The sequence below is a fragment of the Kordia sp. genome, from assembly GCF_022447245.1.
In the GTDB taxonomy this organism is placed as follows: Bacteria; Bacteroidota; Bacteroidia; order Flavobacteriales; family Flavobacteriaceae; genus Kordia.
Window position 1 is genome coordinate 58,971 of the sequence record NZ_JAKVBC010000011.1, and the last position, 22,652, is coordinate 81,622.

Below are 22,652 nucleotides of genomic sequence, written 5' to 3' on the forward strand. Positions count from 1 at the left end.
TAATCAATTAATCAATAATTTAAATGTTTCTTGTTTATTTTTAGTTACTATTTTTATATAGTAAATTCCTTTTTTATAATCACTTAAACTTAACTCTATTGTGCTCACATTATAATAATTAGATGTAAAAACTTGCTTTCCTAAAGCATCATACATGTACACTCCTACTTTTTCATGATTCTCAAAAAAATTGATATTTGTAAAAGTATTACTAGGATTTGGGAACAAAGTCAATTGATTAGACATTTCGGTATTTTCTACACTTAGTAAATTACACTCCATTTGATTATTTACATATGTAGCCGTTGCATCTTTGTCTGGCCAGTTAGCATTGCTCCAATTGGCATCATCTACTAAAATACAGTTTGGATTCGAGTTGTTTAATACATTAAAAAATGTCATATTTGTATTGTTGCCATTTTGAATGTTAAGTTCACTCAAATTATTATTTGCTGCACTAAATTGAACTAAATTTTGATTGTTTGAAACATCTAGCGTTGCTATTTGATTGTCATGCACATCTAAAACCCATAAGTTTGGCATATTTGCTGTGTTCAGGGTTGTAAGCATATTTTCTCCTAGATATAAGAAATTAAGTGCTGTAGCCGCATTTAAATCTATAGTAGTTAAGGAATTACTCGTTCCAATAAGTATACGTAAAGATGTTAAACCATTCAAGTTAATTGTATTTACCAAATTATTTCTAAAATCGACATGGAATATGTTAGAATTTGCAAAAAAATCTATTTCTGTAATCAAATTATCTCTGCATTCAAAGTGATATAACAACACATTTTCTCCTAAATAAAAACTATTCAATTGGTTGTTGTTACAATAAAAATGTGTGAGCTGTAAGTTGTTATTTGTGTTTATATTGGTAAGTACATTGTTACTCACATCAAGCGTATTCAAAAATACCAATCCATCAACATCTAAAGTAGCGAGTTGATTGTTATTTGCATAGACCCTTTCTAACATGATATTATTATCTAAATTTACTGTAACAACACTATTATTGTGAAAGTCCAAAATTTCAAGCATCCCAAAATCTTCTATTCCCGTAAGGTCTGTTATATTGTGACCTGAAACATCTAAATATATAAGAAATTCTATTGCTTCTTTGTATACATAATCATCTAGAGGACCATAATCGTACCCTAAATTAATAAGTGCCTGCTCAAAATTATCATCTGGAGCATAAGTAAGTTCTGGAGTAGCACAACTAGTATTAAAATTAGAAGCAGGATCAATATTTGTCCAATTTGTATTACTCCAACTAGGATCATCTACTTGAATGCATGTTAGATTTGGATTAGAACCTGCAAAGAAAAACTGAAAATTTATATTATTTCCATTTTGCACATTGAGCCCTGCTAAATTGTTATTACTACAATATAATTGGTCGAGCAAGATATTATTACTTAAATCTAAGTATATTACATTGTTAGAATGTATAGACAACACTGTTAATTGTGTATTGTTTGATAGATTTAATCCTGCTAATGAATTACTTGGAACCGCGATTCGATAAAGCAAGGTATTTGAAGTAAAATCTAAGTTTGTTATTTGATTATAACCTGCTTCAAACCTTTCTAAAAGAATATTAGTGCTTGTATTTACGGTATTTAATTGATTATAACTTGCATAGAATTCTTTTAGTAAAGTATTGTTTGAAATATCGATCGTTGTTAAAAGATTATCTCCAATTGATAAAATTTCTAAACCTGTATTTGTACTTACGTCAATACTTGATAATTGATTTTCATACGTTACTAAAGTAGTAAGATTTGTAAGGTTACTTGTGTTTATACTAGAGATTTGATTGAACGCGCCTTGAAGTATTTGAAGTTGTGTATTAGCACTGACATCTAAACTTGTCAATTGGTTATAATTACAATATAATTCAGTCAAAAGTGTATTGGCACTCACATCAAGTACTGTCAAATTATTTTCATCAATATCTAAGTAAGTTAGATTGGTATTAGCACTTAAATCCACAGTGTTTAATGAATTTTGCCAGAGGATTAAAGTTTCTAGCTGAGTATTCATACTTACATCTACCGTTGCAATTTGATTGTTTTGACAATTTAAACTTGTCAACATGGCAAAGTCTTCAATTCCTGTTATGTCTTCAATTCCTTTATTACTGATATCTAAGTTGGTAATTCCACTTATATTTGATGTCAGCACATAATCATCTAAAACTCCTGAATCGTAGCCTAAATCAATTAATGCTTGTTCAAAATTATTATCAGGTACATATGTGTATGGATAACTACAATCTGTGTTAAAACTTACAGTTGCATCTACTGCAGTCCAATTAGTTGTGCTATATGTTGCATCATCTACTTCAATACAACTAAGATTTGGAGTTCCAGTTACAAAAAATGTGGTAATGGCGTTATTGTTTCCATTTTTTAGATTCAAGGTTTTTAAATTTGTAACATTCTGGGCATATAACCTTTCTAAGAGTGTATTATTACTTAAATCTAAATGTTCTATTGTGGTAAGATTAGATACATTTAAATTTAGATATAATGTCTCTAACATTAGATTATTACTCAAGTCTAATCCTTCTATTGGATTTCCAATTACATTTAAAAAGAAAAGGGCAGAATTGTTACTTAAATCAATTTCAGCAAGTTGATTTCCATTAATTTGTAATATTTGTAATGCCGTTGCAGTCGATACATCTAGTGTTGTTAAATTATTTCCAGAGCAAGCTAGCTCCAGTAATGCGTTATTATTTACATTAAGACTGGTAATATCATTTGAAAAACAATGTAATTTTGTGAGTGATGTATTTGTACTTACATCTAAACTCAACAAATCATTAAACGTAAGATATACTTCTTCTAAATTTGTCAATCCTGTTATATCAACACTTTCCAAATCACAAAAATCAGCATACAAAAACAATAAATTACTATTACTTGTAAAATCAACTGTTGTTATGGGGTTTCCTGAAATGGTTACAGTTTCTAGTGCTATAAAATCGGCAATACCTGTTAAGTCACTTATATTTTTATTACTTACATCTAAATCAGTAATACCATTTATATTTACAGTGGGGACATTATTATCCAACGTTCCTGAATCATAGCCTAAATCAATTAGGGCTTGTTCAAAATTATCATCAGGGACAAACGTATTTTGGGAAAAAAGTAGGGTTGGTAAAACTGTAATAGCTAAAAGTATTTTTTTTATCATCATGCAAAGTTTAGTAAATTGTGATGCTCAAAAATATTCAGCAACAATGCAAAAACTCAGTTATTCATTGGGTTTGTGACAAAGGATATCAAAATAGTGACGAAAGGAAGTTTACAATTTTATGTTCTTAAGCTCTGCTAAGTACGTTTTTCCTACTCCAATATTTTCTTCATTGATTACTACCCAATTTCTTCCTTTTGCTGACACTTGATCTATTCTAATAATATAAGATTTGTGAATTCTCAAATACTCTAACGGGTCAGGAGTTTTATTTACAAAATCACTTATCTTACAGCGTATAGTAAATGTTTGATCTTTTGTTACGATATCTAAATAATTACCTTGTGATTTTACATATAGTATTTTGTGGGTACCTATTTTAATATCCTGACCATTAGAGCGTACTAAGAGATTTTTTTCATTGCGTTTTAGATATTTTATCATCAAACGAATTAGTTCTCTTGTAACATCTTTATTGTAGGTTAAAACTCTTATTTTAAAGAAAATATATACCAAACCAATACACAACAAAACACAAATAAGATAAAACCAACTTGTTTGCCAAAATGGAGGAATAATGATAAATTCTTTTGTTATAACTTTATCATTACAATTATTAAATAAACAAGCTTTAGCTTCAAAAGTGTATCGTCCTGGTTCTAAAGAAGGAAATGTAATGGTTCTATTTTTAGTTTCTTTCCAACTTTGATCAATCTCTTTCAATCGATATTTATACACTACATCTTCAGAATGTTTAAAGGATATAGCTTGCAAACGAAAGCTAATATCATTTTCCCCATAGGAAAGCCTTAATCGATTGTTGCTATCTTTTCGTTTTCCTTTCACGCTTAATGAGTTTAAACTTATATAGTCTACTCCCATTACTTCTTTTTGTTCAACTATTCTGCTTGGAAAAAAGCAGAGTCCTTTAGCTGTTCCTATCCAAATAGTATCGGACACTATTTCGACATCTTCTATTTCATTACTTACTAAACCATCATCCTTTGTAAGTGTTATAATAGAGCTTGTAGCATCTTTATGAAATATTATTTTGTTTAATCCTGAATTGGTACAAGCCCAAACTACAGAATCATTTTCCACATATACTTCGTTAATTGAATTCGATGTAAGTCCATTCTTTTTTGAAATATTAAAAATCGTATCGCTGTACACTATCACTCCTAAACCTTGTGAAGCTATATAGGCTGTGTTAGTTTTTTCATTAACAGCGATATTGTCTAATCGAACATTAAGCTTTTCTGATTCACTTTTAATTTTGAGTATTGAATCTTGTTTTTTTACAAATAAACCTTCAGAAGTGGCCAATAACATTTTATCTTTAAACCAGACTAAATCTTGAATAGAAGGAACAATATTTACTGGTATTTCAGTACTATCATGAATATTGAATATTACTGATCGATTAAACGCAAATGCCCTTTTGTGTTTAGTAAAAGATAAATTATTAGCATATAATGCTACAAAAACCTCTTTTGTTAATACATCCATTATTTTATTATCCGAGAGTCCATAAACTCTATCTGTATTCATATCATATTCTACCGCAGTAGATGGGAACTTTAATTTTGAGGTGTATAAGTTTTCAATTATATGATGTTTTTTTCTTGCGATATTTCCATTATAAAAACCAATAAATAAGTCGTTATCCTTATTCTTTGTCAATGAAGTTATTTTTGAAGTTGTATAATTTTTAATTCCAATATTCTTAACATAAAATACCCCTGAATTGATCGTCGTAAACCAATAGCCACCTTCATGGTCTATTAAAAAATTTGAAACAGATTTATTGGGTAAGAACGTATTTAACAAGTTGCCTTGAAAATCATATAATTTAGCTCCCCCATGTCGATAGCCAACAAATAAACTCCCTTGCTTTGTTTGTTTAATACCAATGGGACTTTTCTTTGTTTTTATCAAATAATTAGTTTGATTATTCTGTATATAAACTTCATGATTTGCCATGAATACATGTATATGATCATTGACTAAAAAACCATGTATATTATGGGCTGGTAATATTCTTTTTATAGAATGTAAATCTGTGTCCGTAAGAAGGTATTGTGTACTAAAAAAGGTGCCTTTTTCTATACCGAATGTTTTGATGGGTTTTACATCTGTTCCTACATACTTACTATTTAAATTACCATTTTTATCAATAACAATTAACCCATTTACTCTATATCCACCTATATGTAGTTTGCCTTCTGTGATCCTAACACTTTTGATAATACTTGACTTGTAAAGTTGTTTTTTTAAAATATCATTATGTTCATAAGAATAAAACCCATCAAATATTTCATTAAAATAAAACAACTTTTGTGAGTGAAAATCATAACACCAAACCTGTCCATTCTTCTGAGGATAGAATTTCAATATTGTATTTCCAGGTAAGCCATCTTCCACGGTATAATTTTTAAACTCATATCCATTGTAACGTGAAAGACCTTTGTCCGTGGCAAACCATACATATCCTAATTTATCTTGATATACGTCGTATACTTCAGAACTAGGCAATCCATCATCTATAGAAAAATTTTGGTATACATACGATTGTGCTTTGCTTAAAAAACAGTAAAAAATTAGTAGCAATACCAAACAAAAATTTTTGTGAAACAACATATATAAAAATTATATAACAAAAGTATTATTATTAAGAACAACATAAAATAATATAACACTCAAGCTTTTTCCGTTCGTCACTATTTTAAATACGTTTATCACTTTTAGCCGTATTAACTGCGATTGAAGACAAATCAAAACAAGAAATTATACAATATTTGAATTTTATTATCCTTATTATTTTTTCGCATTATTCTTTAAAAAATAATATCATATACTATAAAACACCTCAAACTTCACAATTGTTTCTTTAAAGAAAATTTTTGAGGTGACAAAAATACCTTTTCATCACTAAAATTAATACGTTCATCACATCGCGTTGCGCTTTTATAAAAGGTCATTCATAGTATTTTATTTTTTGTGAGTTATTAGATTTCTTTGAACCATCATTTTGTCTAAAAGTTACAAATCAACCAAACCAAAAAAGCATTCACTTTTAGAAATCATATCATTCACAAAATCAAAACTAAAACTGTAATTATGAAATTGTTCTTTTTTAAAATTTTAATCATAATCATCTTCTATACATTATCGAGTTTTTCTTGCGATGACAATACTGAGAATTCACAAAATGAAATGTTAAATACGATACCACCTGAAGGGCTTTTATTTTCGTTTGAATTCAATGGAAATCTATTTAGTAATCACGGAGAAAATATAAATCATACTAGTCAAGGCGGTATTATGTATACAACTGATAGGTTTGTAAGTAATCATGCAATTATGCTTGATGGAACTGAAGACACGATGCTAATCTTTGAAAATTCAGACGCAATAAATATCGGTTTTAATAATATGTCCTATTCTATTGTCATTTGTTATAAAACGACGACTCCTTTTAGTATATTTACCTCTGCACAACTTATTGAAAAGAGGAATGGAATTGGTAGTGAAGCATATCCATTTTCTTTAATTGTACAAGATTCAAATATTGTTGGTGTTGTTTATGATGGCACTACGAATAATAGTATTGAAACTTCTTTAAACTCAAATGATTCTTGGACACAAGTTCCCTTTCTTTACAATGCTGATACTCAAAAAACATTACTTTACACCAATGCTTCACTGACATCAGAGTTAGATGTAAGAACTTTAAGAAGTATTCACAACAATGCTAATTTTTATATTGGGAACTCAAAAAATGGTATACGTCCCTTCTCAGGAGGAATAGATGATATTTATATCTATGAAAAAGCATTATCTACAGAAGAAATCAGTCAAATTTTTTCACCTACAAATTATGACTATACAAATGTTACTAGTTTATCAATAATTTAATTGCGAAACAGGTATTTCTTCAATTTTACTTTTTAAAAAAACACATACTAGCTTTACATCAGTATTTTGATTCCTATGTCCTTACACTTTATATCAACATCTGTGCTTGTATAACAACAAGTACAAATTCAATTTTCTATTATTAATTTAAAACCAAAAAGTTATGAAACTTAAAACATTGAAAGTATTCCAAATGAACCATCATTTAGAAAGAAAACTATTAGGAGGTACTACAAAAACAGAAAGGAAAACCACTTGAGAAACTCCAATTACAGATCCTTATGTAGGTTCTAAAAATCTTGAAGAAGAAAACATGAATTCAAGTAATTATTAATATTAACTAAAAAAATATAAGAAAATGAAATTCAAAACATTAAAGTTAACTAAAATAGATAACAATTTACAAGAAAGAATCTGTGGAGGAACTACATCTACAGAAAATGAAGCCAATAGAGAAACTCCAATTACTGACCCAAATGAAGAAGCTAGTTTTTTAGAAGAGTTGTATAGCAAATAGATTGAAAAATGAAGTGTGTTAAATTTTCATATTGCTCTCATATATAATCACAGTAATATCTGAAAAGAAACTTTATTTTCATTTCTTCTCTAAGATTATATAGCAAGCTAGAAAGTAATACATTTAAAAATCAGTCTTTGATAAGATTACCTCAAATTCAAATTAATTATCAAATCATAAATTATGAAAAAACAAATTTTAAAATCATTAACATTAAAAAAGAAAACAATTTCAAACTTTGAAATTACTGAAATCAATGGAGGAATTTCTGGTGGACCATGTGGTTCTCACGGTAATTCAATGTGTTGTGCAAAAACATACAACCAAAATTGTAGATATACAGACCGTAGAACATGTACAGGCTCAGTTATACATTGCGCAGAATAAGCTTTAAATACCAATTTTTAATTAATCATGGTTGGAAGAAATTTCAATCATGATTAATATTAAGTTCTGTATCAAACCCTTCGTAACGATATGCATTCCCTTTCCGCATTTGGACAAATGAACGAAACTATCAAGTTGGTTTAATGGATGTTTCAGAATGTCAATGGTCTGACGCTGAAATATTGGACGTTATGCTAGATCGAAAAGACAGCTTGAATCATCCATGGATAAAAGAAGTATTTCATATAACAGATCATATCGTTGCAGAAGACCAAACGGTTATTTAATATTTACATAATTCTTGCTAAATTATTAAAACTCTTTCTTTTTTTCGGAAAACCGCATTGTATGTTTATAATCTTTGTTTTACTTTTAAAAATAAACGGAAATCTTTGAGAATACACATTGCCATTTTTGTTGAAATGTATGCTGAGTAAAAATATAAAATGTAAAAAATCATGAATCTACAAACGAAACAATTATTGCTATATGGTGTGATTTCTGGAATTATTTTCGCCGTAATGATGGCTGGATTCGATTATTTTAATGGAGAAGAATTCAGTGGATTGAAATTTATAATACACGCTTCACTTTTTGGTTTTTTTATGGCTATCACAGATAAATATATATTGAACAAAAAAAAGAAAGGTGTCGAAAAAGAATAACGCATGAATTCAAACTGCACACCTGCACCACAAAATAAGAAAGAATTTATTACTGATGTTGGAAAAATTCTTGTAGCGGAACATGGAAAACAAAAATATTACAAGCCTGAAGAAGTAAAAAAAGCTTCTAAAAAGTCGAAATACTACGATGCTATGCATTGCTGGGCAATGTGTATCTTTTCTTCACATTCTGACTTTGACAGCTGTCATCAAGCTAGAAGAAAAGTGTGCGATTATGTAGCTATGAAAACAGAAATGTTAGATGGGTTGACCACAAGTGCCGCTAATGTTGATTGGTTAGAAATTCCAAACTTAGACATAGACGCTTCTTGGCTAGACTTAGGAGATATTTTTGGAGGAATTCTTGAAGGTATTGGAGACTTTTAGGCGGTATTTTTGATGGGTTTTAAAACAACTATACAAGTTCTCAATACAGAAATATATGTTTTTGAAAACGTATAAAATCATTCGCATTTTTTAGTTTTAAAATGCAAGAAACCTCTTTTTTTATGTTTAAGATTATTCTATATTTATAAAGAATAACGAAGACGTTGCTATAAAAATCAGCTTTTCCTATTTGTATTTTACAAATAACTGACCTAAACCTTAGAGACTAACCTATGAAAACGCATGCTAAAAAAACACCAAAGAATAAAAGCCAATCGGCTGCAAACACAACTTCTCAAAAGCAAAAAGAAAGTAAACCTACTTTTCAGTTTGTTGACAATCGACCTGAGGCAATTACACAAAGAAAACTACAAGACAACATAACTAAAAACTCTTCACAACAACCTGTCCTTCAAATGGCTGGTGGCGGAAATGCGTTTCTAGCTGGACAAGGAGCTTACTGGCATGTACATTACGATCATGTTAAATTTGGCACAAATAACCAAACCCGAGTAGATTTTGGTGGTCGTACAAGAAAACAGATTCGTAAAAAATTAAAAGAAGTAAAAGGTTTGGCTGCTATTTCACCACAAGGAAGACTTACCTATCATCAGTGTATCAACTATATTGATAAACATATTCAATAAAAAGAACATAGGTTTTAGAAGCTTTCTCTTTTTTAGTTGTCTTTAAAAGCTTTTGAATACACTCCTAGTCAATTCATTGGATATTATCTGAGTAATGGAAAAGAAAATCACTAACTTTAAACCTGCCTACCATAGACAATTAAAACAAGCTTTTCGCATAGAAAAAAATGAAAGAAATAATTCAGTCGCACATAGCGTTTTCAGATGAAAGTTATAACCTCTTGATAAACATTGCAACTGAAAGAGAAGTAAGAAAGAATCGATTAATATTCCATCCAAGTAAACCGACAAATAAGATTTTGTTCTTAAAAAAAGGACTTCTTCGGGGATATAAAATTATCGATGGCAAAGAACATACCCATCATTTCTATTTTGCCGATTGGTTTGCAACAGACTTCAACAGTTTTTTAACAAAAGAACCAAGCCAAATCTATATTAAGACAATAGAGGATACTGTTTATCTTGAATTTCAAAAGAAAGACCTTTTGAACCTTTACTACAAATCACATCAATTAGAAGCATTAGGCAGAATCATTGCAGAGAAAGCTTATCTAGCTACTGTAGAGAAGTTAGCGAATATGCAATTATACAACTTGGCTGAAAAATATCAACTATTGATGAAAACAAGTCCTAGTATTATTCAAAGAGTACCCCAAAAGTACATTGCCTCATACTTGGGAGTTTCAGAGCAAAGTTTAAGTAGAATCAAAAAACAAGTCATTTCTTAACAAATGTGAATGTTTAAATCATTTATCAGTATTTACTTTGTAAAGTAGTTCAACCTAATAAAGTTTTGTATGCAGCATATAATCACAACCTTTTTTATTTATAGTTATTTTTTTTCTCTTTCGAATACTATTCCTAAAACAGATTTCACACCAACTTTTACAGAGTCTAAAGAGACTACTCATAACATTCCGAAGGATCAGGACTATGTTTTTGGATATTTAGAAGTGCTTGAGAATAGAGACAAACCTAATGGTAATAAAATAAAATTACCTGTATATATATTTAAAAGTCGAAGTAAAAATCCAAAACCTGACCCGATTTTATATACTGTTGGCGGTCCTGGTTATACTTCTATGCGCGCATCAAAGTATATGAAATACTACAAATACCTTGATGATAGAGATTTTATTTTATTTGAGCAAAGAGGAACACAATATGCTAAGCCAAGTTTAGATTGTCCTGAATGGGCAAAAGCCGTTTACCAATCCAATCTTCCGAATTTTGACGTAACCAAAACCGATAGCCTTTTTCAAAATGCGGTTACAACTTGTAAAGAAAAATTAGAAAAAAGCGGAATTGACTTAAATAGTTACACAACAAACCAAATTGCAGCTGATATCAACGACTTAATAAATGTATTAGGAATTGAAAAGTATAATTTACTTACGCTATCTTACAGTACTAAAATCGGGCAGGTTTTAATGCGCGATTATCCTAATAAAATCAGAAGTGTAGTAATGGATTCTCCACTTCCACTAGAAGTTAATTATGATGAAGAAAGTGTGAACAACCTTTTAGTGTCTTTAGACAAACTACTTGTCGATTGCGAAATCGATCCTGATTGTAATAATGCCTTTCCAAATATTAAAAGCCGCTTCCTCTCATATTTGGAAGAGAAAACAACCAATCCAATTAAAGTAAAAGTGGAAAACCCAGAAAATGGGAAATTAGAAACTTTTTATCTTAAAGGAAAAGACTTGATAAATGTATTCTCTTCAGCTTCTACGGGAAGTGTACCTAATATCCCTTTTGAAATACATAAAATACTCAATAATGATTTGTCATCAGTAAAAAAACAATTACAATATTTATTCCAAAAACCTGGAGATGGAATTGGGAAAGGGATGCGTCTATCGGTATGGTGTGCAGAAGAAAACCCATTTAATTCTCAAGAAAAAATCGCTACAGAAACAAATAAGTATAGAACAGTCAAGGGATTATCTCCAGCGGTTTTTGACAAAGAAATTTGTGAAATTTGGAGCGTTAAAAAGGTAACTGAAGTTGAGAATCAGGCTGTAAGAAGCGATATACCTGTTCTTTTAATAAGTGGAGAGTATGATGAATTAACACCTGTCAAATGGGCTGATTCAATGACTAATAATCTGACAAATTCCTACCATCTGATTTTTAAAGGTTGGAAACACGGCCCAACTACTAATTGGAGTAATCCGTGTGCTATGCAAGCTGCTAATGATTTCTTTAACAATCCAACCAAGAAACCTAATCCAAACTGTTTTGAGCAAATTAAAAGACCACAATTTAAAACGGAATAAATAACTGCTCACAATAACGTTTATTAGCTATACCATAGAAAACAAAAAAATCCCACTCTACAAAGCAGGATTTTAATACTATTTTATAAATGATGTCAAACTGAACTTGATTTAGAATCTCATTAAAATGATTTTTACTTGTGATAAGAAACAGAATCAAGTTCAGAATGACGTTTGTATCAACTTCTGGATTCTATTGAATAATAGTCCCTTTTGGAATCACCGCATCTTTTTTAATCACCACAATGCCATCTTTGATAAAATAGGTATCTGTTTCTTCATCGGCTAAATCAGGCCCACCGTGAATTTTGACATCATCGCCTATGCGACAGTTTTTATCAATGATTGCATTTTTAATATAGCAACGCTCTCCTACACCTACAAGAATATCAATTTTCTTTTCTTCAATTTCTTCCAAGGATTCATAGGTATCGCTTCCCATCATATATGTGTTTACAATAACAGTATCGTTACCAATACGCGAACGAATTCCAATCACAGAACGTTCTATTTTGGATGCCTGAATGATACAACCATCAGAAATAACGGTATTATTCAGCGTAGTTCCTGAGATTTTGGAAGTCGCCAAGATACGTGCGTTGGTATAGATACGCTGCTTTTGATCGTATAAGTTAAATTTCGGAATATCATCTGTCAAACCTAAATTTGCTTCAAAGAACGAATCAATATTTCCAATGTCTGTCCAATAACCTTCGTATTGATAACTTACCGTTTTATGCTTGTCAATGCTTTGCGGAATAATTTCTTTTCCAAAATCGACTGTATCTGGATTGTCCATGAGTTTGATTAACAAGTCTCTGTTAAAAATATAAATTCCCATCGACGCCAAATACAAACGTTTTTCCTTCTTCATTTCCTTACTTACATCCGATTTCCATTCTGGCAATACATCTGCCGCTGGTTTTTCAATAAACGATGTAATCACGTTTTCTTCATTTGTTTTCATGATTCCAAACGAAGTAGCATCTTTTGCATTTACAGGATAGGTTGCAATGGAAATTTCTGCACCCGATTGTTCATGCTTTTTGATCATTTCATTAAAATCCATCTGATATAATTGATCTCCCGAAAGGATGAGCGCATATTCAAAATCATTTTTTAGAAAGTGATGCATGCTTTGTCGTACCGCGTCTGCTGTTCCCTGAAACCATTTGTCACTCGAAATCGTTTGTTCTGCTGCTAGGACATCCACAAAAGCTGAGCTAAAGAAACTAAAGTGGTAGGTATTAGATATGTGCTTATTCAAGGAAGCCGAATTGAACTGCGTCAATACATACATACGTTTGATATCCGAATTGATACAATTGGAAATTGGAATATCAACCAATCTATATTTTCCAGCAATCGGAACTGCTGGTTTTGAACGTGCTTCTGTTAATGGATAGAGTCTTGAACCTTGTCCGCCTCCGAGAATGATACTTAGTACTTTATTGTTAATCATGGTGGTAATTATATGATAGATTTATATAGGTTTTCAGTTTGTTTTGCAATGGCTTTCCAGTCAAAAAAGTCTTCTACGCGTTTTCTGCCTGCGATTTCCATCTGTGCTCGTAATGCTTCGTCATTGACAACTTTGTTGATACCATCAGCTAAATCTTTGGCAAATCTTTCAGGATCTACAGGTTCAAAAGGTGCTGCATTTTGTTGCTCCACTTCTATTAAAATTCCTGTTTCGTTTGGAATCACAACTTCTTTGATTCCACCAACTGCACTGGCTACAACGGCTGTTTTGCAAGCCATCGCTTCTATATTTATGATTCCGAAAGGTTCATAGATAGATGGACAACAGAAAACCGTTGCGTGTGAATACAATTCAATAATTTCTTCTTTCGGCAACATTTCTTCAATCCAAAATACATTGTTGCGTGTTTCTTTCACTGCTGCCACACTTTCTTGCATTTCTTTGGCAATTTCTTCGGTATCTGGCGCACCAGCACACAGCACAATTTGCGTATTTGTATCAATATGTTTGATGGCATTGACCAAATGAATGATTCCTTTTTGACGTGTAATACGTCCCACAAATAACACATACGGTTTTGAAGGATCAATATTGAATTTTTCTAGTGTTGCTGTCGTTTCCGTATATTGATACTGCTGTAGATTGATTCCGTTGTAAATCACCTTTATTTTGTGTTCATTTACATTGAAGTGCGTTTGCACATCTACTTTGGTTTCCTCTGAAACGGCAATAATGGCATCTGCCATTTCGATGGCTGTCTTTTCAATCCAAGAAGACGCATCGTATCCGCGACCTAATTGTTCGCGTTTCCAAGGACGTAACGGTTCTAGTGAATGTGTAGTAATTACTAAAGGCTTGCCGTAACATAGTTTTGCCATAATTCCTGCAAATTGTGCATACCATGTATGACAATGTACTACATCCGCATCAACTCCAGTTGCGTTCATCTGTAAATTTGTTTGCATAGTATTAAAGATGGTTTGCAACTTTTTTTCCGTAGATTCATAATGTTGATGATTTCCTAAAAATCCCGTAACATTCAAATTTTCTGCAGTGATTTTTTGATCGCCAAAACTTCGTACATCAACTTCCATTAATTGCTTTAGTTCATCTGCTAAATATTCAACATGAACTCCTGCTCCTCCGTACACATAAGGCGGAAATTCTTTCGTAAAAAAAAGTACTTTCATAGTTAATTTTTAACTCTTTTTCTTGTTTATTTTTCGGTAACGAGTTTAAAGCTAATTAATTAATATGGAATAATTGCAAAAATTTTGCAACAGTTAACTTAATATTAAAACGAAAACATTTTCGTAATGATTTATTTTTTCTTACGACAGAGTATTTATGTAAAAAACCGTATTTTTAAGGTATAAAATTGGCTTTGAAAATTTAAAAAATTATAGATGAAAAAGATTTTTTTAGTAGCCCTCATGGGCATGTTATTTAGTTGTAATACTTCAGCACAAAAACAGACAGCAGAAAATACCAAAAAGGAAACTTTTAAGGTAACAAAATCGGAAGATGAATGGCGCAAAATTTTAAGTCCAAAAGCATTTTATGTATTAAGAGAAGCTGGAACAGAACGTTCATTTACGAGTCCACTAAATAAAAATTACAAAAAAGGAACGTATCATTGTGCTGGTTGCAATACGCCACTGTTTAAAAGTGAGTATAAATTTGACTCTGGAACAGGTTGGCCAAGTTTTGATCGTGAGATTAAAGGAAATGTATCGTATAGCACAGATTATAATATTGGATATGCACGAACAGAAGAACATTGTGCCACTTGTGGTGGTCATTTAGGACATGTATTTAATGATGGACCAAGACAAACTACAGGGAAAAGACATTGTATCAATGGTGTTGCATTGAAGTTTGTACCTGAGAAATAGCATTTCATGTATTTAGACTTGCTTAGATAATTAGATAGATGGAAAATTTATTAGAAGAGATATTGGGTTGTACTATTTGTAAAGCACATTTGCTACTTGGTGTCAACCCAATTTTAGCTGCACACAAATCGTCAAAGATTATCTTGATTGGGCAAGCACCTGGATGAAAAGTGCACCAAAACGGTATTCCATGGAATGATATGAGTGGAAAACGCTTGCGAAATTGGCTTGGTGTTACTGATGAAGCATTTTATAATGCTAAAAATATTGCCTTGAGTCCGATGGGATTTTGTTATCCAGGAAAAGGAAAGTCTGGCGATTTACCTCCGCGAAAGGAATGTGCAGAAGCGTGGCATGAACAATTGATGTCTAAAATGCAAGAAGCTAAATTGGTCTTACTAGTTGGTCAATACGCACAGAAATATTACTTACAAGAAAAGGCAAAGAAGACACTTACCGAAACGGTTTCTAATTACGAAAGTTATTTACCAAAATACTTCCCGTTACCACATCCTCAACCGAGAAATCGTTTTTGGCTGAGCAAAAACCCTTGGTTTGAAGAAGAAGTACTTCCAAAATTGAAAGCGGAAGTTTCTAGATTGTTAGGCAGTTAGGCTATACTTTAACTTCTCTCTTTGTATGGTGAAAAATTACTTTGGAGTTCAATTTTTAAACGTCATTGCTTCCTCGAAAAGATGAAGTAATCTTTCTGTTCAAATAACAGGTATATTTTAAAACTACCAAACTAACGTATCATTTTAGTCCTTGTAGTTACGTTTCATATTAGTTTTATTATCTTTACTTACATGGAAAAAAGGTATTTTGTTTTAAAAAAAGGGTATTTAAATATTAATGAAAAATTCTTCTATTTTAACGATCATGGGAATTGGCAAACTTGTGAAATTTTAGAGGAAACGGAAACCCCAAAATTGACTTTTTTTTATGCTTCAAATTATATTATCAATGTTATATATACCTGTCTTGTCCTAATTTTTGCTTTTCTGATTACAAAAAATGAGATAAGTTTTTCATTTATTCCGTTATTGGTATTAGCTGTAATTCATCTTTTAAATCGTAAGTATAAATTAAAACATTTTAAAATACCGCTACATAAAATTGAGTATATTATCCTTAGAAATCAAGATTTGACTGTTAAATTTGCTAGCGTTAAAAATCATCCAATAAGCTATACTGTAACGCTTGATGATGAAAGAGAAGCAAAAGATATTCAACTTTTTTTAAAAGAACATATCCAACCTAAACTTAGCATCGCATGAGTTCAGTTTCCGAAAATTATTTAGACAGTACTAAAAAACAATTCGCTTATTATAAAAGTTTGGGCGATAAAACCTTTGCCCAATTAACTGACGAAGAAATTCATTGGCAACAAAACGCAGATAGCAATAGTGTTTCTATAATTGTTAAACATATTGTTGGGAATATGCTGAGTCGTTGGACCAATTTCCTTACGGAAGATGGCGAGAAAACTTGGCGCCATCGCGATACCGAATTTGAAGACACATATACCACAAAGGTAGAAATGATTGCTGCTTGGGAAAAAGGTTGGCAATATTTATTTGATGCGATCAATCCATTACAAGCTGAAGATGTTTCTCGAATTATTTATATCCGAAATCAAGGACATACCGTTTTGGAAGCGATTACACGTCAATTGTGTCATTATCCGTATCATATTGGACAATTGGTCTATATTGGCAAATTGATTCGCTCTGACGAATGGAAATCCTTGTCTATTCCAAAAGGACAATCTTCAACATATAACAAGGAAAAGTTTAGCAAAACAAAAAGTAAAAAGCATTTTACGGATGACTTGTAAAGTTTTACCAATACGTAATTTCTCTTGTTTCTAATAAATATAGTTTGAAATCTTCTTCCAATTCAGGGTTTCTGTTGATGTAAGTTGTTTTTTTGATCCAGTTTCCTTGTGTGTCAAACTCATATTCATAATTGAATACTGTTTTTAATACTCCATTTTCGTAATTACTGACTTTTGTAATATTTTCGTTGGCATCATAATTTGTAGTTCTGTCTAAAAACACTTTCCCACTCAATGGAATAGAATAATATTTTGCTTCAGCTCGTTTTCCATTTTCATACGTAAATTCGTTTCTAAACTTTAAGCTTCCAATGTTTGCTTCATGTTTTATAAGATTTCCTGAATCATCATATACATTTGATTGTATATTTTTGATATTGTCTTTATCAGAAGTTTCTATGATTTTAATGACACGATCTTGATCATCTAAGAAGTTTTCTGTAGTCTTGAAAATAACATTCGTTCCATGTATAATTTTACTTTCAACAATATTTTTTTCTGTATCGTAAACCATATACACCTCATACTGTACTCTTTCATTTTGGAACGTTTTTTTATGTGTTAATTGGTTCTCATCATTGTACGTATTTAACTCTCGTATTTCGGTATTTTCGTTTTCTAAAAAATCTTTTGTTTCAAATTCAGCAACTAATCCTGCTTCGTTGTAACGATATACATTATGTGAATCTAGCTTACCAAAATCATTAAAGAATTGCATTTTATTATAGTTTCCAGCTTCATTAAAAATATAGTATGCTGACGTTTTTAATTCTTGAAATTCCGTTTGCGAATCCCCTAATGGATATGCTTGCTTTAATAAAAATTCTTTTACATTTCCTTGAAGGTTTTCAACTTGTAAATGATTTTGCTCATCTTTATCAGATGCTTTTTGAGAGACTGATTTTTTGTTATGGCAGTTAGTAAAGATCAGTAAAAGACAGATAGTAAATACTATTTTTTTCATAGACATTTTCAAATTTAATAATAATCGGTTTTAATGTAAATATATATGAAATAGGTAGCATTTTTTATCATTTCGTTTCAAAAACAGCACAAAAGTTTACAAAAAGCTACTTTTTTCGCACAAAACGCACATTATGAATACGTCCAGAAGTCACTAATATTTCGTGGATGTTTCCGTTGTTATCTTTTTCAAAGAACAAGTTGTACCCATCTACAAGCATTTCGTTTTCTGTAAGCAATAATCCTTTCATTGTATCTTCTCCCATGATGATTTCATAGTTTTCCTTTTCGATATTTTTGATCGTAAACGAAACATTGGTTTCTGAGTTTTGAAAAGAACCGTTTAATGCCGTAAAATCAAACGTACTTAAATCACTTTCTATTTTGGTCAACGTGAATGGTTTTACACTTGGATAATATGCTGTAATTTGCATGATCCCATCTTCGTTTCTGGTAAATTCTTGTTTGAAAGCTGCATCATTCCACTGATAAAAAATATTATCCGCTTCACGCAATAGTTTAATGTCATTTCTTCCAGAACGTATCATGTATATATTACCTTCGCGTTGTTCGAACTTCATGATATATCCACTTTTGGCACGATAAATCCCTAAAATATCTTCATTGCTTACCTTCGCTCCTATTTTTGCAGGAACAATTGGAAAGGTTTCCTTTGTAGTGGTTTTGTCCAATAAAACATCTGCCATTTGCAAGGTTTGCATCATAGGATCTATTTTTCCGCTGTTAATCATTGTTACGATAGCAAAATCTCCTGAATTAAATCGTGCTGTAATCGCCTTCCATGCGCCTGTTGATCCGCCATGAAAACGATATTTTTCATCTTTATGTTTGCCAAATTCTACACCGTAACCGTAGTTTTCAATATTGGTATTGGCAATTAATTCCTGACTTTTAGCTAAAATTTCCTTGGAAAACACCTTACTGTTTTTAGTTTGCAATAGCTTTTCCCATTGCAATTGATCTTCCAACGTAGAGAATAAATTTCCATCTCCGTGTATATTGCAAGTCCATTCATAAGTTTTCCATGTATTGAAGTTAAAATATGATTTTGCAATCGGCGCTGCAATGTTTTTATAATCATTTACAAAAGAGGTATTGGGCATGCCCAAATCTGCAAACATTTGATTTGTATACTCCACAAATGTTTTTCCAGTAACTTTTTCTATAACCTGTGTCAATAAGATATAGTTTGAATTGCTGTATGAATGTTTTGTACCTACTTTAAAATTGAAGTCTTTTTGCTTTGCTAACAGTTTCATGGCATCTGTGTTGCTAAATTGTTGTTTCCACCATGTATACCCTTGTAAACTCCATAAATCATATACATCACGAATACCGCTAGAATGATTTAGTAAATGTTTTATTTTAATTGGTTCTTGAATGTTTTTATAGAGATTTGGAAGATACTTTCTGAAATCATCTTCTAGACTTAACTTTCTGTTTTCTTCCAACATCAAAATGGCGAAAGCGGTAAATTGTTTTCCATTAGAAGCCATATTAAATCGTGACGATTTTCCAATCTGAATACTATCTTTTAAGTTGGCATATCCTGCATAATTTGTATAGATAATTTTACCATTTCTTACAATTCCAGTAGCAACTCCTGGTGCAGATTTGGGCACATCTTGTGTGGTGATTTTGTCTAATTGCTGAAGTTGTGAATTGGTCAGTTCTTGTCCAATTGTGAGTATCCAAGATAAAAGAAAAGCGATAAGTACCATGTCAGATTTCATAAGAATATGTTTAATGTTTTTTGATGGTACAAATCTTGATTTATTACCAATGTAAAGCGCGCCAAATCGTGATTTGACACTTCTTTTTTAATTTTTTTGACTAAAATATTCTTTTGGTGTTTGTTTCGTTTGCTTTTTAAAAGCTCTGTTAAACGTTGATTTTGAATTAAATCCAGAATCCAATGCAATTCCTAGCAAGGTTTTGGAAGCATTTTCGTTAGATGTAACTTTTTTGATCACTTCTTGCGTTCTGTAGGTATTTACAAAATCATTAAAGTTCATTTTAAAACCTTTGTTAATGATATATGACACCTTTTTTGGATGTGTATTGAGTTTTAAAGCCACATCAAACAAGGTCAAATTTGGATTTGTAAATAACTTCTCAGACTCCATAAAATATTCCAACTGTTTTTGAAATATTTTGTCTTCTTCTGTGATGGAAACTTCTACTTCTTCAGTAACTTTTGAGGAGTCATTTTTTTCTTCCGCTTCCGCGAGAAAATCCATTGTTTCAGAAGATGATAACTGTGGTAAAAAAGGCAAATTCATTTTAATACTATGCATATATCCGCTTAAAGCGATATAGTAGAACAAGATCGAAAACGCAAGATAGTACCAATACTTATTCCCGAAGTTTGCCCATTCTGGATTTAGGATAAAGAATAAAACACGAATGATCAATAATCCAATGAATGCTATTAAAAAACGTTGCATCCATACGTATAAGATGGAATCTGCAAAACTTACCGTTTCATAGGTTTTCTTTTTGTACTCCGCATATAATTTTAAAGAAGCAAATAAATACAACATCATCATTATAAATCCTACTATTTGGTACCAAAGCGCAAAGTCTTTGTCTTGTTCATTTGCATAGAAATAATATTCATCTAAGACGATTTTATCAGTAATCCAAACGATCAAACTGTATATACCATATAGTATGGCTGGCACAAAATGGAGCCAATCTTTCCGTTTAAAAACAAATTCAGTATTTAATGAACTCTTTATATAGAAGTATAATATTGGTGGTACTAAAAACAACTGTTGAAATGGCACAAAAAATAGAATTGCCCGATACGGATCTTCTCCGTACCAACCTGCATATCCCAACATAAAAGGCGTAATATACATTGTACATAAAAAGATAAATGCTGCCAACCATACGCTAGATTTATTTTCGTTTCGAATGCCTTTGTAAAGTAACAGCATTGTAAATATCAATCCATGTAGAAAAAATATGAGTAACGTTGAGCGTTTGAATCCGAAACCGAAGAGCATGTTGTTTGTGGTGGTGGGGTTTAGGTGTTGGGTTTTAGGTTAAATGTTTTCGAACATCTTTTAACCAGTATTGTATTAAAAATAAAATCGCTGGCACTAAAAAGAACGTTAATATTACTGAAGATAAATTTTCATCTTTAGTAGAATACACGAATGCTGAAAATGTGGCAGTAATAATATAAAGAAACTGAAAAACAGTATAAATATACAATCCTTTGCGCTGTTTGAGAAACATAAATGCAGCTCCAACAATAGTTCCTACAGAAGCTATTACATATATGGCGGCTCTGATGCGAATACCGTCATTGCTTGTTGCAGATCCAAATAATTCATATAACAGTGCGCGACCTATACCAAAAAGAGAGCCGCAAATGGTTAAAACAGCTAAGACTACTATGATCGTTGGAGGTTTGGCCTGTGCTTCTTGTGCTATTGTATCTTGAATGTTTGGTATTGGTTGTTTTGTGCCGCACTGAGTGCAGAATTTAACGTCATCTGCTATTGGTTCATTATATGCGATATAGTTTTTCATACAATCTACTTTTTCTAAATATAACTAATATATATTAAAGTAGGTCTGGAAGATTTCGATCATAACGTGTTAGATAATCTAATCTATTGAAACTAAAAATTTCTAAAAGTTGATCTATAGTAATTCTTATATCTAATAAACTGAATGACTGAACACCTCCGCTGATAGTTCCTAAGATTAAATCATAATATCCTTTTTCTCCTGGTACATATATGATGCGAAAATCAACAATATCATGCCAAAATATTCTTGTTCCTTTTACGATCAATCCTTTCGAATCAGTACTAAAACCCACTTTTGCTGGCGTATGTGTTTCTATCACTAATCGTATCACTACAAAAACAAACGCTATAAAAATTAGGAAACCAAACAATAGTTTGTAGGTATTGCTTTCAGTAACAAATATTGCTATGATAGATGCAAATAAAACCATAGAAGAAATGGTAGTCCAAACATTTTCATCCTTAGGTCCTTTTATCTTAATTTTCTGAGTATTTTCCTTGGAATAGTATTTAGAATAGAATGGTCGATTTGGTAATATGTAATGTTCCTTTTTTAAATAAAATAAGTTGTATTTTTTACGTATGTGGTCAAGGATTGCATTGTGAAGATCTATTTCTTGTCCTTCTACTTCTTCAAAATCAATTCGCATAGAAGGGCATTCACTTTCAAAATCGGCAACATTTTTTGTCAACGCACATGTAATTCCTTTTATGTTGTCAAAATCTCTGTACTCACAAATTTTACAATATGCAAGTTGATTTTTTCGTTTATTGGAAATGTGCTTCATCAAAATATTATTAAGAATAGTACTGCGGAAATTCCCCTAAACCACATAGAATTACTTATATTTTCAATTCTCAACAATTGTGTAAACATAAATAGTAATAATGGTCT

The 22,652-nt window shown here is 31.2% G+C and carries 22 protein-coding genes; 13 read left to right on the plus strand and 9 right to left on the minus strand.

The window, feature by feature from the left end; genetic code table 11:
* Window positions 1–3: 3 nt before the first annotated feature.
* Complete coding sequence (locus tag MK119_RS09370; protein WP_290677457.1) at window positions 4–3,213, minus strand: T9SS type A sorting domain-containing protein; 3,210 nt, start codon at window positions 3,211–3,213, stop codon at window positions 4–6.
* Between the two features lie 108 nt (window positions 3,214–3,321).
* Window positions 3,322–5,826, minus strand: coding sequence for a two-component regulator propeller domain-containing protein (locus MK119_RS09375; protein ID WP_290677460.1), 2,505 nt, complete (start codon window positions 5,824–5,826; stop codon window positions 3,322–3,324).
* A 504-nt stretch (window positions 5,827–6,330) separates the two neighbouring features.
* Between MK119_RS09375 and MK119_RS09380 the strand changes: the two genes are divergently transcribed.
* The 8 genes from MK119_RS09380 to MK119_RS09415 all read left to right on the plus strand — a co-directional run bounded on the left by MK119_RS09380 (window position 6,331) and on the right by MK119_RS09415 (window position 12,013).
* Window positions 6,331–7,128, plus strand: a complete 798-nt coding sequence (locus MK119_RS09380) for a LamG-like jellyroll fold domain-containing protein (protein WP_290677463.1) — start codon at window positions 6,331–6,333, stop codon at window positions 7,126–7,128.
* Window positions 7,129–7,486: 358 nt separating this feature from the next.
* Window positions 7,487–7,645 (plus strand): hypothetical protein, encoded by a 159-nt coding sequence (locus tag MK119_RS09385; RefSeq protein ID WP_290677465.1) that lies wholly within the window; start codon window positions 7,487–7,489, stop codon window positions 7,643–7,645.
* Between the two features lie 183 nt (window positions 7,646–7,828).
* Entirely contained in the window at window positions 7,829–8,032 is a 204-nt protein-coding gene (locus MK119_RS09390; RefSeq protein WP_290677468.1) for a hypothetical protein, read from the plus strand.
* 458 nt (window positions 8,033–8,490) lie between these two features.
* A complete protein-coding gene (locus MK119_RS09395) occupies window positions 8,491–8,697 on the plus strand; it encodes a hypothetical protein (protein WP_290677471.1) in 207 nt (68 codons plus the stop codon).
* 3 nt (window positions 8,698–8,700) lie between these two features.
* Window positions 8,701–9,084, plus strand: a complete 384-nt coding sequence (locus tag MK119_RS09400; RefSeq protein ID WP_290677474.1) for a hypothetical protein — start codon at window positions 8,701–8,703, stop codon at window positions 9,082–9,084.
* A gap of 233 nt (window positions 9,085–9,317) precedes the next feature.
* Entirely contained in the window at window positions 9,318–9,731 is a 414-nt protein-coding gene (locus MK119_RS09405) for a hypothetical protein (RefSeq protein WP_290677477.1), read from the plus strand.
* Window positions 9,732–9,898: 167 nt separating this feature from the next.
* Complete coding sequence (locus MK119_RS09410; protein ID WP_290677480.1) at window positions 9,899–10,459, plus strand: Crp/Fnr family transcriptional regulator; 561 nt, start codon at window positions 9,899–9,901, stop codon at window positions 10,457–10,459.
* Between the two features lie 69 nt (window positions 10,460–10,528).
* Window positions 10,529–12,013, plus strand: coding sequence for an alpha/beta hydrolase (locus MK119_RS09415; protein WP_290677483.1), 1,485 nt, complete (start codon window positions 10,529–10,531; stop codon window positions 12,011–12,013).
* A gap of 193 nt (window positions 12,014–12,206) precedes the next feature.
* On the opposite strand, the gene MK119_RS09420 is transcribed toward MK119_RS09415, so the two are convergent.
* Together MK119_RS09420 and glgA are read right to left on the minus strand one after the other, a co-directional pair.
* The gene (locus MK119_RS09420) at window positions 12,207–13,475 is read right to left on the minus strand and encodes a glucose-1-phosphate adenylyltransferase (RefSeq protein ID WP_290677486.1); all 1,269 of its coding nucleotides are present in this window, start codon (window positions 13,473–13,475) and stop codon (window positions 12,207–12,209) included.
* An 8-nt stretch (window positions 13,476–13,483) separates the two neighbouring features.
* On the minus strand, window positions 13,484–14,686 hold the full coding sequence (gene glgA, locus MK119_RS09425; RefSeq protein ID WP_290677489.1) for a glycogen synthase: 1,203 nt from the start codon (window positions 14,684–14,686) through the stop codon (window positions 13,484–13,486).
* A gap of 216 nt (window positions 14,687–14,902) precedes the next feature.
* Here glgA and msrB point away from each other — a divergent pair, with 216 nt between their 5' ends.
* The 5 genes from msrB to MK119_RS09450 all read left to right on the plus strand — a co-directional run bounded on the left by msrB (window position 14,903) and on the right by MK119_RS09450 (window position 17,228).
* Window positions 14,903–15,391, plus strand: coding sequence for a peptide-methionine (R)-S-oxide reductase MsrB (gene msrB / locus MK119_RS09430; protein ID WP_290677492.1), 489 nt, complete (start codon window positions 14,903–14,905; stop codon window positions 15,389–15,391).
* Window positions 15,392–15,429: 38 nt separating this feature from the next.
* A complete protein-coding gene (locus MK119_RS09435) occupies window positions 15,430–15,558 on the plus strand; it encodes a hypothetical protein (protein WP_290677495.1) in 129 nt (42 codons plus the stop codon).
* A 3-nt stretch (window positions 15,559–15,561) separates the two neighbouring features.
* Complete coding sequence (locus tag MK119_RS09440; protein ID WP_290677498.1) at window positions 15,562–16,005, plus strand: uracil-DNA glycosylase family protein; 444 nt, start codon at window positions 15,562–15,564, stop codon at window positions 16,003–16,005.
* A gap of 192 nt (window positions 16,006–16,197) precedes the next feature.
* Entirely contained in the window at window positions 16,198–16,668 is a 471-nt protein-coding gene (locus MK119_RS09445; protein WP_290677501.1) for a hypothetical protein, read from the plus strand.
* Window positions 16,665–17,228 (plus strand): DUF1572 domain-containing protein, encoded by a 564-nt coding sequence (locus MK119_RS09450; RefSeq protein WP_290677504.1) that lies wholly within the window; start codon window positions 16,665–16,667, stop codon window positions 17,226–17,228. Before MK119_RS09445 ends, MK119_RS09450 begins: the two co-directional genes overlap by 4 nt.
* A 4-nt stretch (window positions 17,229–17,232) precedes the next feature.
* Here the strand turns inward: MK119_RS09450 and MK119_RS09455 are convergent, their stop codons facing one another.
* The 5 genes from MK119_RS09455 to MK119_RS09475 form a co-directional block, all read right to left on the minus strand.
* On the minus strand, window positions 17,233–18,192 hold the full coding sequence (locus MK119_RS09455) for a hypothetical protein (RefSeq protein ID WP_290677507.1): 960 nt from the start codon (window positions 18,190–18,192) through the stop codon (window positions 17,233–17,235).
* Between the two features lie 106 nt (window positions 18,193–18,298).
* A complete protein-coding gene (locus MK119_RS09460) occupies window positions 18,299–19,945 on the minus strand; it encodes a serine hydrolase domain-containing protein (protein ID WP_290677510.1) in 1,647 nt (548 codons plus the stop codon).
* A gap of 87 nt (window positions 19,946–20,032) precedes the next feature.
* Complete coding sequence (locus MK119_RS09465) at window positions 20,033–21,154, minus strand: helix-turn-helix domain-containing protein (RefSeq protein ID WP_290677513.1); 1,122 nt, start codon at window positions 21,152–21,154, stop codon at window positions 20,033–20,035.
* Window positions 21,155–21,257: 103 nt separating this feature from the next.
* On the minus strand, window positions 21,258–21,755 hold the full coding sequence (locus MK119_RS09470) for a hypothetical protein (protein WP_290677515.1): 498 nt from the start codon (window positions 21,753–21,755) through the stop codon (window positions 21,258–21,260).
* Window positions 21,756–21,789: 34 nt separating this feature from the next.
* Window positions 21,790–22,545 (minus strand): hypothetical protein, encoded by a 756-nt coding sequence (locus tag MK119_RS09475; RefSeq protein ID WP_290677518.1) that lies wholly within the window; start codon window positions 22,543–22,545, stop codon window positions 21,790–21,792.
* Between the last annotated feature and the right edge of the window lie 107 nt (window positions 22,546–22,652).

What these genes read in the sequence shown, in the direction of transcription:
- MK119_RS09370 (WP_290677457.1), bottom strand. Translation starts at nt 3,213, where the DNA reads ATGATGATAAAAAAAATACTTTTAGCTATTACAGTTTTACCAACCCTA.
- MK119_RS09380 (WP_290677463.1), top strand. Translation starts at nt 6,331, where the DNA reads ATGAAATTGTTCTTTTTTAAAATTTTAATCATAATCATCTTCTATACA.
- MK119_RS09385 (WP_290677465.1), top strand. Translation starts at nt 7,487, where the DNA reads ATGAAATTCAAAACATTAAAGTTAACTAAAATAGATAACAATTTACAA.
- MK119_RS09390 (WP_290677468.1), top strand. Translation starts at nt 7,829, where the DNA reads ATGAAAAAACAAATTTTAAAATCATTAACATTAAAAAAGAAAACAATT.
- MK119_RS09395 (WP_290677471.1), top strand. Translation starts at nt 8,491, where the DNA reads ATGAATCTACAAACGAAACAATTATTGCTATATGGTGTGATTTCTGGA.
- MK119_RS09400 (WP_290677474.1), top strand. Translation starts at nt 8,701, where the DNA reads ATGAATTCAAACTGCACACCTGCACCACAAAATAAGAAAGAATTTATT.
- MK119_RS09405 (WP_290677477.1), top strand. Translation starts at nt 9,318, where the DNA reads ATGAAAACGCATGCTAAAAAAACACCAAAGAATAAAAGCCAATCGGCT.
- MK119_RS09410 (WP_290677480.1), top strand. Translation starts at nt 9,899, where the DNA reads ATGAAAGAAATAATTCAGTCGCACATAGCGTTTTCAGATGAAAGTTAT.
- MK119_RS09415 (WP_290677483.1), top strand. Translation starts at nt 10,529, where the DNA reads ATGCAGCATATAATCACAACCTTTTTTATTTATAGTTATTTTTTTTCT.
- MK119_RS09420 (WP_290677486.1), bottom strand. Translation starts at nt 13,475, where the DNA reads ATGATTAACAATAAAGTACTAAGTATCATTCTCGGAGGCGGACAAGGT.
- glgA (WP_290677489.1), bottom strand. Translation starts at nt 14,686, where the DNA reads ATGAAAGTACTTTTTTTTACGAAAGAATTTCCGCCTTATGTGTACGGA.
- msrB (WP_290677492.1), top strand. Translation starts at nt 14,903, where the DNA reads ATGAAAAAGATTTTTTTAGTAGCCCTCATGGGCATGTTATTTAGTTGT.
- MK119_RS09435 (WP_290677495.1), top strand. Translation starts at nt 15,430, where the DNA reads ATGGAAAATTTATTAGAAGAGATATTGGGTTGTACTATTTGTAAAGCA.
- MK119_RS09445 (WP_290677501.1), top strand. Translation starts at nt 16,198, where the DNA reads ATGGAAAAAAGGTATTTTGTTTTAAAAAAAGGGTATTTAAATATTAAT.
- MK119_RS09450 (WP_290677504.1), top strand. Translation starts at nt 16,665, where the DNA reads ATGAGTTCAGTTTCCGAAAATTATTTAGACAGTACTAAAAAACAATTC.
- MK119_RS09455 (WP_290677507.1), bottom strand. Translation starts at nt 18,192, where the DNA reads ATGAAAAAAATAGTATTTACTATCTGTCTTTTACTGATCTTTACTAAC.
- MK119_RS09460 (WP_290677510.1), bottom strand. Translation starts at nt 19,945, where the DNA reads ATGAAATCTGACATGGTACTTATCGCTTTTCTTTTATCTTGGATACTC.
- MK119_RS09465 (WP_290677513.1), bottom strand. Translation starts at nt 21,154, where the DNA reads ATGCTGTTACTTTACAAAGGCATTCGAAACGAAAATAAATCTAGCGTA.
- MK119_RS09470 (WP_290677515.1), bottom strand. Translation starts at nt 21,755, where the DNA reads ATGAAAAACTATATCGCATATAATGAACCAATAGCAGATGACGTTAAA.
- MK119_RS09475 (WP_290677518.1), bottom strand. Translation starts at nt 22,545, where the DNA reads ATGAAGCACATTTCCAATAAACGAAAAAATCAACTTGCATATTGTAAA.